The sequence below is a fragment of the Streptomyces sp. NPDC003023 genome (assembly GCF_042888225.1).
Classification (GTDB): Bacteria; Actinomycetota; Actinomycetes; order Streptomycetales; family Streptomycetaceae; genus Streptomyces.
In genome coordinates this window covers 1-12,767 of record NZ_JBIAPL010000006.1, presented here as the reverse complement: position 1 = coordinate 12,767, position 12,767 = coordinate 1, and the positions used below count along the sequence as shown (strand labels likewise).

Annotated in this window: 11 protein-coding genes; 9 read left to right on the top strand and 2 right to left on the bottom strand. The window is 70.6% G+C overall.

The genetic code is table 11. The features are described 5' to 3' along the window. Nucleotides 1–154: 154 nt before the first annotated feature. On the top strand, nucleotides 155–1,096 hold the full coding sequence (era, locus tag ACFYV1_RS20425) for a GTPase Era (protein WP_389396927.1): 942 nt from the start codon (nucleotides 155–157) through the stop codon (nucleotides 1,094–1,096). A gap of 36 nt (nucleotides 1,097–1,132) precedes the next feature. Here era and ACFYV1_RS20420 read toward each other — a convergent pair whose 3' ends face one another. Together ACFYV1_RS20420 and ACFYV1_RS20415 are read right to left on the bottom strand one after the other, a co-directional pair. Beyond that, the gene (locus tag ACFYV1_RS20420; protein WP_389396926.1) at nucleotides 1,133–1,399 is read right to left on the bottom strand and encodes a protealysin inhibitor emfourin; all 267 of its coding nucleotides are present in this window, start codon (nucleotides 1,397–1,399) and stop codon (nucleotides 1,133–1,135) included. Between the two features lie 59 nt (nucleotides 1,400–1,458). Further along, complete coding sequence (locus tag ACFYV1_RS20415) at nucleotides 1,459–2,514, bottom strand: M4 family metallopeptidase (protein WP_389396925.1); 1,056 nt, start codon at nucleotides 2,512–2,514, stop codon at nucleotides 1,459–1,461. A gap of 293 nt (nucleotides 2,515–2,807) precedes the next feature. Between ACFYV1_RS20415 and leuA the strand changes: the two genes are divergently transcribed. The 8 genes from leuA to ACFYV1_RS20375 all read left to right on the top strand — a co-directional run bounded on the left by leuA (nucleotide 2,808) and on the right by ACFYV1_RS20375 (nucleotide 12,615). Next, nucleotides 2,808–4,571 (top strand): 2-isopropylmalate synthase, encoded by a 1,764-nt coding sequence (gene leuA, locus ACFYV1_RS20410; protein WP_389396924.1) that lies wholly within the window; start codon nucleotides 2,808–2,810, stop codon nucleotides 4,569–4,571. A gap of 204 nt (nucleotides 4,572–4,775) precedes the next feature. Continuing rightward, complete coding sequence (locus tag ACFYV1_RS20405; RefSeq protein ID WP_389396923.1) at nucleotides 4,776–5,468, top strand: TerB family tellurite resistance protein; 693 nt, start codon at nucleotides 4,776–4,778, stop codon at nucleotides 5,466–5,468. 260 nt (nucleotides 5,469–5,728) lie between these two features. Further along, nucleotides 5,729–7,753, top strand: a complete 2,025-nt coding sequence (locus ACFYV1_RS20400) for an MMPL family transporter (protein ID WP_389396922.1) — start codon at nucleotides 5,729–5,731, stop codon at nucleotides 7,751–7,753. 62 nt (nucleotides 7,754–7,815) lie between these two features. After that, entirely contained in the window at nucleotides 7,816–9,225 is a 1,410-nt protein-coding gene (locus ACFYV1_RS20395; RefSeq protein ID WP_389396921.1) for a sensor histidine kinase, read from the top strand. Further along, the gene (locus tag ACFYV1_RS20390) at nucleotides 9,222–9,953 is read left to right on the top strand and encodes a response regulator (protein ID WP_389396920.1); all 732 of its coding nucleotides are present in this window, start codon (nucleotides 9,222–9,224) and stop codon (nucleotides 9,951–9,953) included. The genes ACFYV1_RS20395 and ACFYV1_RS20390 overlap by 4 nt, the downstream gene beginning before the upstream one ends. 124 nt (nucleotides 9,954–10,077) lie before the next feature. Continuing rightward, a complete protein-coding gene (locus ACFYV1_RS20385; RefSeq protein WP_389396919.1) occupies nucleotides 10,078–10,959 on the top strand; it encodes a serine protease in 882 nt (293 codons plus the stop codon). A gap of 817 nt (nucleotides 10,960–11,776) precedes the next feature. Continuing rightward, nucleotides 11,777–12,100, top strand: a complete 324-nt coding sequence (locus ACFYV1_RS20380) for a hypothetical protein (protein ID WP_389396918.1) — start codon at nucleotides 11,777–11,779, stop codon at nucleotides 12,098–12,100. Beyond that, nucleotides 12,097–12,615, top strand: a complete 519-nt coding sequence (locus ACFYV1_RS20375) for a hypothetical protein (RefSeq protein ID WP_389396917.1) — start codon at nucleotides 12,097–12,099, stop codon at nucleotides 12,613–12,615. Before ACFYV1_RS20380 ends, ACFYV1_RS20375 begins: the two co-directional genes overlap by 4 nt. The last annotated feature ends 152 nt before the right edge of the window (nucleotides 12,616–12,767 follow it).

Below are 12,767 nucleotides of genomic sequence, written 5' to 3'. Positions count from 1 at the left end.
TGCTGAGGGTCGACGCCCGGTGCCGCGCCGCCGGGTGCCGTGAAGGTCCGGATCTCCGCCGGAGCCCGTGAGAGCACTCCCTCCGGAGCGAGTTCTCCGGTGGGGCGCGGGCGCGCGTGACCGGAGGCCCGTTGGATCAGGGACAATGGGCGCCATGAGCGCTCGTACCCAGTCTTCCGAAGCCCCCCATCGGGCCGGTTTCGCCTGCTTCGTCGGCCGCCCCAACGCGGGCAAGTCCACTCTCACGAACGCTCTGGTCGGCCAGAAGGTGGCGATCACCTCCAGCCGTCCCCAGACCACCCGGCACACGGTGCGTGGCATCGTGCACCGCGAGGACGCGCAGCTGATCCTGGTGGACACCCCCGGACTGCACAAGCCGCGCACGCTGCTCGGCGAGCGTCTGAACGACGTGGTGCGCACCACCTGGGCGGAGGTCGACGTGATCGGCTTCTGCCTGCCCGCCGACCAGAAGCTCGGTCCCGGCGACCGGTTCATCGCCAAGGAACTCGCCGGGATCCGGAAGACCCCGAAGGTCGCGATCATCACCAAGACCGACCTCGTCGACTCCAAGACCCTCGCCGAGCAGCTCATCGCCATCGACCGGCTCGGCAAGGAGCTCGGCATCGAGTGGGCCGAGATCGTGCCGGTCTCCGCCGTGGGCGACAAGCAGGTGCAGCTGGTCGCCGACCTGCTGATCCCGATGCTTCCCGAGAGCCCTCCGCTCTACCCGGAGGGCGATCTCACGGACGAGCCCGAGCAGGTCATGGTCGCCGAGCTGATCCGGGAGGCCGCGCTGGAGGGCGTACGGGACGAGCTGCCGCACTCGATCGCGGTGGTCGTCGAGGAGATGCTGCCGCGTGAGGACCGCCCGGCGGACCGGCCGCTGCTGGACATCCACGCCAACGTCTACATCGAGCGCCCCAGCCAGAAGGGCATCATCATCGGCCCGAAGGGCCAGCGCCTGAAGGAGGTCGGCATCAAGTCCCGCAAGCACATCGAGGCACTGCTGGGCACGCCGGTCTTCCTGGACCTCCATGTGAAGGTCGCGAAGGACTGGCAGCGCGACCCGAAGCAGCTGCGCAAGCTGGGCTTCTGAGCGCACCCGTCTTCGGGGCGGTGCTCTCCGCCCTGGTCAGGAGCCTTCCTCGAGCACGAGCGAGATCAGCCGCCGCTGAGCGTCGGTCAGCCGGGGATCGGAGCAGTAGACCGTGCGCTCGTCGACGGTGAGCTGATAGGTGAACCCGTCCGGGACCCCGATGGGCGGGGTCTCCCGGCCGTCGGCCATCGCCCGTTCCGCGAGAGCCCGCACCTCGTCCGCATCGGTCCGCCCCGAGGTCTGGACCTCGGCGTGGCGCTCGATCCCGGCGAAGCCGCCCGTACGCCTTACCTGGATACGCATGGTTCCCGTTCTAGTACGGAACGGGGCCGGGCGACAGCCGGGCCGCCCGGCCCCGGCGCTCACTCGGCCGTTTTCACGCCGACCTGGGACCACGCCTTCAGCACGGCCTCCAGCTCCTCGCCCTCGCCGTAACGCGCCTTCGCCGCGGCGGCCGTCAGCCGGGCGAAGCTGCCGAAGTCGGCGTCCACCGGCAGTTCGCCGCCGGTCAGCACGTCGAACCAGATCTGGCCCGCCCGCTCCCACGCGCGCCCGCCGAGCCGGGTGGCGAGCAGGTAGAAGGCGTGGTTGGGGATGCCGGAGTTGATGTGGACACCGCCGTTGTCGCGGCCGGTGCTGACGTAGTCCTCCATCGTGGCGGGCTGCGGGTCCTTGCCGAGCACGTCGTCGTCGTACGCGGTGCCCGGCGCCTTCATGGAGCGCAGCGCGACCCCCTCGACCCGCGGGGCGAGCAGACCCGCGCCGATCAGCCAGTCGGCCTCGTCGGCGCTCTGGCCCAGGGTGCGCTGCTTGACCAGGGCGCCCAGTACGTCGGACACCGACTCGTTGAGGGCGCCGGGCTGGCCGAAGTAGCTGAGATTGGCCGTGTACTGGGTCAGGCCGTGCGCCAGTTCGTGGGCGATCACGTCGACCGCCACGGTGAAGTCGAGGAAGATCTCGCCGTCACCGTCCCCGAACACCATCTGTTCGCCGTTCCAGAAGGCGTTGCCGTACTTCTCGTCGTAGTGGACGGACGCGTCCAGCGGCAGTCCGGCGCCGTCGACGGAGTTGCGTCCGTACGCGGTCAGCAGTTCGAAGGTCGCGCCGAGGCCGGCGTAGGCGCGGTTGACGGTGGCGTCCTTCACGGCCTCCTCGCCCTCGCCGCGGGCCTTGGTGCCCGGCAGCGCCGTGCCGTTGTGCGCGTCGTGGACGGTGCGGCGCGGCCCGTCGGCCGGGGAGGCGACCGTGCGTGCGGGCGCGCCAAGAACGGTGGTCAGCCGGCGGCCGGTGCGGTGTGCGGCATCGGCCTGGAGGGTGCGGCGCGCCGGCCCGGAGACGGCCGGGTCGCCGGAGCGGGCGAGCTTGTCGAGGATGTGCGGCGGCACGATGCCGCAGAAGACCGGGGTGCGAATGTCCATGTCCGGCAATGTGACACAGCGTGATTGTGCTGTCACGAAAAGCGAGTCCGGTTAATGAAATGGAGTGATGAGCCACATTTGACCGTTACTGATCGGTCGTCCCGCATACTGAAACGGGACCCACGCTCCCGCCGAGGCTCGGTTAGTCTTCTTCGCATCATGCGTTTCGGGCTGCTTCTCCTTAGCTGCCGCGGCGAGGGCCTGTAGTCGTAGGCCGACCCCCTCCCCGCGGAGTCTGGTGCTGCTTCGACTCAGTCGGCCCCCTTCCTGCAGGATCAGAGGAGCCCTACGCAATGTCTCAGTCGCAGTGGATCGGCCGCCCCACCCCGATCACCAGCCAGACGCACACGCAGCAGCCCTCCGGGATGCCGATCCACAAGTACGGCCGGTACGAGGCCGTCGCCATCCCCGACCGCACCTGGCCCGAGCAGCGGATCACCAAGGCCCCGCGCTGGCTGTCCACCGACCTGCGTGACGGCAACCAGGCGCTGATCGACCCCATGAGCCCGGCGCGCAAGCGCGAGATGTTCGACCTGCTGGTACGCATGGGCTACAAGGAGATCGAGGTCGGCTTCCCGTCCTCCGGCGAGACCGACTTCAACTTCGTGCGCTCCATCATCGAAGAGGGCGCGGTCCCCGACGACGTCACCATCTCGGTGCTGACACAGGCCCGTGAGGATCTGATCGAGCGGACCGTCGAGTCCCTGGTCGGCGCCAAGCGCGCCACGGTCCATCTGTACAACGCCACCGCGCCCACCTTCCGCCGCGTCGTCTTCCGCGGCTCGAAGGACGACATCAAGCAGATCGCCGTCGACGGCACCCGCCTGGTGATGGAGTACGCGGAGAAGCTGCTGGGCGACGAGACCGCCTTCGGCTACCAGTACAGCCCGGAGATCTTCACCGACACCGAGCTGGACTTCGCCCTCGAGGTCTGCGAGGCGGTCTGCGACGTGTGGCAGCCCGGCCCCGGCCGCGAGATCATCCTCAACCTGCCCGCCACGGTGGAGCGTTCCACGCCGTCCACGCACGCCGACCGCTTCGAGTGGATGTCGCGGAACCTGACCCGCCGCGAGCACGTCTGCCTGTCCGTCCACCCGCACAACGACCGCGGCACCGCCGTCGCAGCCGCCGAACTGGCGATCATGGCGGGAGCGGACCGTATCGAGGGCTGCCTGTTCGGGCAGGGCGAGCGCACCGGCAACGTCGACCTGGTCACCCTGGGCATGAACCTCTTCTCGCAGGGCGTCGACCCGCAGATCGACTTCTCGCAGATCGACGAGATCCGCCGCACCAGCGAGTACTGCAACCAGATGGAGGTCCACCCGCGCCACCCCTACGCGGGAGACCTGGTCTACACCGCCTTCTCCGGCTCCCACCAGGACGCCATCAAGAAGGGCTTCGACGCGATGGAGGCCGACGCGGCCGCCGCCGGCAAGACCGTCGACGACATCGAGTGGGCCGTGCCGTACCTGCCGATCGACCCGAAGGACGTCGGCCGTTCGTACGAGGCGGTCATCCGCGTCAACTCGCAGTCCGGCAAGGGCGGTATCGCCTACGTCCTGAAGAACGACCACAAGCTGGACCTGCCGCGCCGGATGCAGATCGAGTTCTCGAGGATCATCCAGGCCAAGACCGACACCGAGGGCGGCGAGGTCACCCCGGGCGCGATCTGGTCCGTCTTCCGGGACGAGTACCTGCCGAACCCCGAGAACCCGTGGGGGCGCATCCAGATCCGTTCCGGACAGACCACCACCGACAAGGACGGCGTCGACACGCTGACCGTCGAGGCCGTCGTCGACGGCACGGAGACGGTGCTGACCGGCACGGGCAACGGCCCGATCTCCGCGTTCTTCGAGGCGCTGAACGGCGTGGGCGTCGACGTACGCCTGCTGGACTACCAGGAGCACACGATGAGCGAGGGCGCGTCCGCGCAGGCAGCCTCGTACATCGAGTGCGCCATCGACGGAAAGGTGCTGTGGGGCATCGGCATCGACGCCAACACCACGCGCGCCTCGCTGAAGGCGGTCGTCTCGGCCGTCAACCGCGCGGCCCGCTGAACACACCGCTGATTCCTTCCGGACGCCGGGCCTGCTCGATCTCGAGCAGGCCCGGCGTTTTGCGGTGATGTGCCCGCACTTGTCCCAGGGAGCGGAATCGGCCATGTCGATTCGCACCCTCGCCCGGGTGCTGACGCGACATCGTTCGTGTGGCTAACATCACGTCAACGCGGCAGCGTTGCCGCAGCTTCATGGAGGTGCGACGTGCTGCCAGCCCGGAGAATGTTCGTCCGAAAACTGCGGGTATGCGGCGTTCACACGTCCTGGAACACCATCGGCGACGGCGAGTTCTTCTGCTCCGCGTGCGGAGGCGACCGCAACTACCGCCGCCGTACCGGCCGCCGCCGCTTCACCGTCCTCGGGGTGCCCCTGCTGCCCCGCGGCCTCGCCGGGCCGGTCGTCGAATGCGCCGCCTGTCACAGCCACTTCGGCATGGACGCCCTCGACCACCCCACCACCAGCCGCTTCTCCGCGATGCTCAGGGACGCGGTGCACACCGTCGCCCTCGCCGTCCTCGCCTCCGGCGGCACCTCCTCGCGCACGGTCCGTGAGACCGCCGTCCACGCGGTGCGCGCCGCCGGGCTCGACGACTGCACGGAGGACCAGCTCACCTCGCTGATCGAAGCGCTTGCCGCCGACACCGGCCGGTTCGTCGTGGACGCCGGGCCCTACGGCGCGGCCCTCGCCATCGAACTCCACGAGGCACTCGAACCCCTCGCCCCGCACCTGGCTCCCGCCGGGCGGGAGTCGATCCTGTTGCAGGGCGCCCGGATCGCGCTCGCCGACGGCCCGTACACACCGGCCGAGCGCGAGGTGCTCACCACGGTCGGCGCGGCCCTGCAGCTCTGCGACGACGACACGGTGCGGCTCCTGGAGACGGCGCGCACGCCGTTCTGAGCACGACCGCCGCCTGCTCCGCCCGCGGTACTCCCGCAGGAGTACGGCGCCTCCTGTGCCACCCTGCGCAGTAACCCCCATCTCGACCCCACGCGCGACGAAACCGCCCCTCGACGGCGGGAGCCTGGTGACGGATCCAGCCACCGGACGCCCGTGACGAAGGGGAGACACCCATGGGGCCCGTACCGACCGCGACCGCGACCGCACCACCGTCACCGCCGTCACCGCCGGGGAGGGCGGCCTCTTCACGGCGCACGGTTGTGCCCTGGGCGATCCTGGCCCTGTGGATCGCCGTTGTGGCCCTCTCCGTCCCCTTCGCCGGGAAGCTCGGTGACGCGCAGCGCGACAACATCGTCGACTACCTCCCCGCGAGCGCCGACTCCACCCAGGTCGCCATGATCGAACAGGCCCTGCCCGGTGGCGAGTCGACCGAACTGGTCGTCGTCTACCACCGTGACACCGGGCTCACCGCCGACGACCTCGCCCACGCGCGAGCGCAGACCGAAGCCATCACCGGCGCCCACGAGTTCGACAGCGGACCGCCGACGGGCATCCCGTCCAGGGACGGCACGACCCTGATGTACCCGCTGTCGACCACCGAACCCGGCAGCGACAACGACGCCCGCATCGCCCTCGTCGACGACGTACGCGAACGGCTCGCGGCCGATCCCGTCGCAGGACTGGACGCACAACTCGGCGGACCGGGCGCCCTGATGACCGACATGGAGAAGGTCTTCGAGACGATCGACGGCACACTCATGATCGCGACCGTCCTCGTCGTCGCCGTGCTGCTGATCATCACCTACCGCAGCCCGTTCCTGTGGCTCGTCCCGCTCACCGTCGTCGGCTTCGCCGCAGTGGCCTCCCGCGCCCTCGTGTACGGCCTCATCCAGGGCTTCGACCTCACCGTCACCAGCCAGAGCGCCGCGATCATGACCGTGCTCGTCTTCGGGGCGGGCACCGACTACGCCCTGCTGCTCGTCGCCCGCTACCGCGAGGAACTGCGCCGCGTCGAGCAGCCGTACGACGCGATGCTCGCCGCCCTGCGCGGTTGCGGACCGGCCGTTCTCGCCTCCTCCGGCACAGTCGCCGCCGGCCTGCTCTGCCTGCTCGCCGCCGACCTCAACAGTGCGAGCGGCCTCGGACCCGTCGGCGCCGTCGGTGTCGTGTGCGCACTCGCCGCCATGCTCACGCTGCTGCCCGCCGTCCTCGTCCTGCTCGGGCGCCGCGTGTTCTGGCCGCTGGTCCCCGCGTACGGCTCCCGGCCCAAGCAGCGCCGCTCGCTGTTCGCCGTGATGGGCGGCTCCGCCGGACGGCGGCCCGCCACCGTACTCGTCTCGGGTGTGCTGCTCCTCGGCGCACTGGCCCTGGGAGCGTTCAACCTGCCGGGCAACCTCGCCCAGGAGGACACCTTCACCGAGCAGCCCGGGTCCGTCACCGCGATGAAAATCCTCGCCGAGGCCTATCCGGAGCGCAGCAGCCAGCCCATCGGCGTCGTCGCGCCCTCCGACAGCGCGCGGGCCGTGCTGGCCGAGGCACGCGGGACCGAGGGCGTCGCCTCGGCCCTTCCCGGCCGCTCGGGCGGCGGCTGGACGGAGATCACGGTCTTCGCGAAGGACGCGCCCGGGACAGCGGGCGAGACCGCGACCATCGAGGCGCTGCGCGCGGGTCTCGAAGGCAGCCACGTCGGCGGTCCCAGCGCCCAGCAGCTGGACCTCGCCGACACCAACGCCCGCGACCAGAAGATCGTCATCCCGCTCGTCCTCGGCGCGGTGCTGCTGATCCTCGTCGTGCTGCTGCGCAGTCTCGTCGCGCCTGTGATGCTCACCGCGGCGGTGGTCGCGGTGTGGGGAGCGGTCATGGGCCTCGGCGGGCTCCTCTTCGAACCGGTCTTCGGGTTCGAGGGGCTCGACCCGGGCATGCCGCTGCTGTCGTTCGTCTTCCTCGTCGCCCTCGGCGTCGACTACGGCATCTTCCTGATGCACCGGATGCGCGAGGAGTCCCTGTCGGGCGCGGAGCCGGCGGAGGCGGCGCTCACCGCGCTGCGCACCACGGGTGGCGTGATCGCATCGGCGGGCATCGTCCTCGCCGCGACGTTCACGGTCCTGATGAACCTGCCACTGGTGCCGCTCGTCGAGATGGGCTTCCTGGTGGCGGTGGGCGTCCTGCTGGACACGTTCCTGGTGCGTACGTATCTGGTGACGTCGGCGAGTCTGCTGCTGGGGCGGCGGGTGTGGTGGCCGGGGCCGCTGGGACGGGCGGGGGAGGGGGTGGCGCGGCGGTAGCCCTGCCGCGGTGGTAGCCCTGCGGGTGCCCTTCCCCTGCCCGCCCCTTCCCCTTTGTGCCGATGTGCGGCTCCGCCGCCCGGACCCGTTCACCGCGCTCCGCGCGGTGTTTCGGGGGCTCGGCCCCCGTATCCCCGCGCCTCAAACGCCGGCTGGGCCGAAGTCGCCCCCGTGAGCGGGTCGGTTCGTGCCGCGGGGCGTGCCCCGGTTCGGGGAGGGGCGGGGTGGGGACAAACTCAACAGCCGCCCAGGATGGACCCGTGCCGCACACACCACCCCGCCCCCGCCTCGGCGAGCGCGTACTGAACGCGGTCAGCCGCGACCCGCTCACCGTTCCCAACCGCACCCGCAACGACGCCCTCGCCGCCGCGGCGATCGGGGTGCTCTCCGTCCTGCTCGCGCTCCTCGTGGACGACGCCCGCAGGCCCGACGCCCTCGGCTGGGTACTGCTCGCCGGAAGCGTCGTGCCCCTGGTGTGGCGGCGGGCGCACCCCGGCCCCGTCCTGATCGCGGTGCTCGTCTGCGTCGGGCCGTACCACGCTCTCGACAACACCCATGCCGCTCCCGTACCGGCGTCCCTCGTCGCGCTCTACACCCTGGCCGTCACCGCACGGCCCCTGTACACGTTCTTCGTCGGCTGCCTCGTCATGGGCATCACCCTCACGATCATGTTCAACGTGGGGACCCACGAGGGACTGGAGTCGCTGCGCACCTCCGGCTGGATCCTCGCCGTGCTCGTCTGCGGCGTCGACGTACGCACCTACCGCCGCTACATCGCCTCCGTGGTGGGCCGCGCCGAACGTGCCGAGCGCACCCGTGAGGAGGAGGCGGCCCGGCGGGTCGCGGAGGAGCGGCTGCGGATCGCCCGAGATCTGCACGACCTGCTCGCGCACTCCATCACGCTCATCGGCGTGCAGACCTCCGTCGCCTCCCACATCCTGACCGTCGACCCCGACCGCCTCGACCGGGCCGCGATCGCCAAGGCGCTCGACGACATCGCGGAGACCTGCCGTACCGCGCGCGGTGAACTGCGCACCACGCTGGAGGTACTGCGGACCGACGGCCCCGACTGCGACGGCCCGCTGCCGGACCTGGCGGCGCTCCCCGATCTCGTTCGGACGGCGGGGGCGGGCGCCGAGCTGACGCTGCGCGTCGGGGAGGCTCCGATGCCGCCCGCCGTGGCGTCGGCCGCGTACCGGATCGTGCAGGAGTCGCTGACGAACGCGGTGCGGCACGGCGGGTCGGGCGTGCGTGTGATGGTGACGGTGGTCAGGGACGACGACGCCCTCCGGGTGGAGGTCACCGACGACGGCAACGCACCGGCGCCGACGGCGGGTTCGGGCTTCGGCATCCTCGGCATGAGGGAGCGGGCGCGTAGCGTGGGCGGCACGCTGGCGGCCGGCCCGCGCGGGGACCGGCCCGGTTTCGAAGTTGCCGCGATCTTGCCCCTGCAGCCGTCGGAGGCCGTATGAACACCGTGAACCCGATCCGTGTCCTGCTCGCCGACGACCAGACGCTGGTGCGGGCGGCGTTCGCGATGCTGGTGGAGTCGGCCCGCGACATGGAGGTCGTCGGCCAGGCCGGCACGGGAGCGGAGGCCGTCGAACTGGCCCGCGGCGAACGGGCCGACGTGGTCGTCATGGACATCCGCATGCCGGAGCTCGACGGTATCGAGGCCACCCGCCTGATCGCCGCCGACGACGACCTGGCGGGCGTCAAGGTCCTGGTTCTGACGACGTACGACACCGACGAGCACATCCTCGAGGCGCTGCGCGCCGGGGCGTCGGGGTTTCTGGTGAAGGACACCAAGCCGGCCGATCTGCTGGCGGCGATCCGCACGGTCGCCGCCGGCGAGGCGCTGCTCTCGCCGGGACCGACGTCGCGCCTGATCGCCCGGGTGCTCTCCGCTCCGGTCGTTCCCCGGAACGTGGCGGGCGGCCCCGACGGCCTCACGGACCGGGAACGCCAGGTCCTGACTCTGGTGGCCCGGGGGCTGAACAACACGGAGATCGCCGAGTCGTTGGGCCTGAGCCCTCTGACGGCCAAAACGCACGTCAGCCGCATCATGAGCAAACTGGGCGCCCGAGACCGGGCCCAACTGGTCATCATCGCCTACGAGTCCGGCCTGGTGACGCCGGGCGGGGGACAGCAGGGATCCGGGGCCGAGCGGTGCGGCCCGCCGACCGGGCCGCGTCGGTGAGGTCGTCGAGATCACCGGGTGGCCGAAAACGTTGCCTTGTCGGCTCAGGCCCACGCCCCAACAATGCGCATGACAAGTCGGAGTGATCCTCCGGCCACACCCGTCGCATTGAGGGGACCCCCACATGAACAAGCCTCTCGCCGGCGCGCTGCTCGCCCTCACGCTCCTCGGAGCGGGCGCCGCACCCGCCGTCGCCGCCGCACCCGCCGAACCCGGCGTCGCCGTCAAGAACGCCGCTGTGAAGGACGTCGCTGTGAAGGACGTCGCCGTTGAGGCGGTGGACTTCGCCGGTACGGTCGCGCTCAGCAACTGCTCCGGCTCCGTGGTCCGTACGGCCGCGTCCCTGCCGAGCGACCCCGCGCTCGTCATGTCCAACGGCCACTGCCTGGAGACCGGATTTCCCGCGCCTGGCGAGGTCGTGCTCGACCGCGCCTCCTCCCGCAGCTTCGGCCTGCTCAACTCGGCCGGTACCCGCGTCGCCACGCTCCGGGCGAGCAAGATCGCGTACGGGACGATGACCGACACCGATGTCTCGTTGTACCAACTCACCACCAGCTACGGCCAGATCGAGTCGCGCTACGGCATCAAGGCCCTGGAGCTGAGTGCCGCCCGCCCCGCCCAGGGCACCGACATCAAGGTCGTCTCCGGGTACTGGAAGCGGATCTACAGCTGCGCCGTCGACGGCTTCGCCTACCGTCTCAAGGAGGGCGCCTGGACCTGGAAGGACTCGGTCCGCTACACCTCGAGCTGCAACACCATCGGGGGCACCTCCGGCTCGCCCGTCGTCGACACCGCCACCGGAAAGGTGGTGGCCGTCAACAACACCGGCAACGAGAGCGGCGGCCGCTGCACCGACAACAACCCCTGCGAGGTGGACGAGAGCGGCAACGTCACGGTCCGCGAGGGCATCAACTACGGGCAGCAGACGTACACACTGGCCGCCTGCATCGGGCCGGGCAGCCGTATCGACCTGAACCGCGCGGGCTGCACGGTGCCCAAGCCGTAGCGCGTGGAGCGGGGTGAGGAGGACTGCCGGGCCGGCCCTTGCCGGCCCGGCTTCCGCGGTCCGGTCAGGACACTGCTGTCGCGGGCGTCGGTGGCCTTGACCACCCGGTCAATATGATGCCCTGGGCCGTACCCCCCTGACCTGGGAGGGTTCCAGAACCGACGCCAACCAGCTGACCGGTTTCACCTACGACACGGTCCTCAAGGGGCAGCCCGCCACCAGCACCCGCTGTCTGGGCGGCAGGACCGGCAAGGCGTACACCCGGACGGTCACCGCCTTCGACAGCATGGCCCGTCCCGTCACCACCCGGCTCACCCTGCCGGCCGACGATCCGATCGTCGTGGCCGGAGGCCCGTTGTCCGTCGAGCTCTCCAGCCCCTACAACATCGACGGCACCCTGCAGAACACCACGGAGCCCGCCCTCGGCGGACTGCTCTTTGAGATCGTCCAGTTCGGCTACACCGGCCTCGGACAGGTCACCTCCATCGGCGGCAGCACCGGCTGTCTGCTACGCGGACTACTCCGCCCACGTCCATCGCCGACCCCACGACCCTCGGAGGCACCTCTTCCGCCGAGACCCAGTGCTTCGCCTACGACGGGCACCAGCGTTTCACCGAGGCGTGGACGCCCTCCTCGCAGCGGTGCGCCGACCCGCGCTCGGTGAGCAGCCCTCTCCGGCTCGCCGCCGGGTGAGCCCTCGTAGCAGATGCCCTGCCACTTGCCGCGCTCGCACTCGCCGTTACTCCAGAACCGCCAGAGCCACTGGGCCTTGTCGTTGGAGCCGTTCTGGTTGTTCTTCACGAAGAAGGGTTTGTCGGTGAGGAACGAGTTCGGGCTCTTGGCGTTGCAGTGCCGGATGCAGAACGACAAGGGCGAGCGCAGCTGGATCGAGTCACAGGCGGGCAAGAAGGCCGCCGAGAAGTTCGGCCCCGACATCCTCAAGCACGAGGCGGTGCACTCCAAGCAGTGGGCGCGCTACGACAGCACCGCCGGGTACCTTCGCGACTGCACCAGGGAGTCCGTTTCCTCATGGTGGGACACTGACACGGCATACGGCAGCAACAAGTTCGAGCAAGAGGCGAATCTGTGGTGGGGCGGATACGCGACGTGGGGACCTCCGACGATGGGACCGGTGTCATGAGGCGTCGGCTGAGCGCGTTGGGCCGCGCGTGCGTCGTGGTGGCGGTGGCCGTGGGGGCGACGGCCTCGTGCTCGCCGGCCCCGAAGGAGATCCTCGCCGTCGAGTCCGACGGCGAGGGCGGGGCCCGGCTTCTCACGATGACCTGCCCCGAGTACACGGGCCAGTCGTTCGGCGTCTATCTGGACGACGAGAGCGACGTCCTGCGCTCGTGGTCTGTGCGACGCGGACCCGGGGCTTTTGACGTCGACGCCGTGCGGGTGTTCCACGCGCCGGAGGGATGGGCCGGTGAGGTGTCGGACCTCACGGGCTTCACGCCGGGCGGCAGCTATTTCGCGGACGTCGACGGTGGCGTCAACGGCAGGGGTGTCAGCGGCAAGGTCGCTTTCGGTATCGACCGGTTGAAGGATCTCTCCGAAGGAGAGGTGCTCACGTCCGACGGTGACGGCGGCACGTCCACGATGAGCCGTGACGACTTCCTCGACATGGCGAACGAGCGCTGCGCCGACCTCCGGTAGGACCCGCTGCGCGCAGACCGGCGGTGGGGGGGGGCCCCCCGGGGCCGCGCCCCCCCCCCCCCCGCCGGCGGGGGGGGGGGGGGGCGGCGCCCCCCCCCCCCCCGCCGCGCCACCCCCCCCCCCCCAACCACCCCCACCCCCCCCCCCCCCCC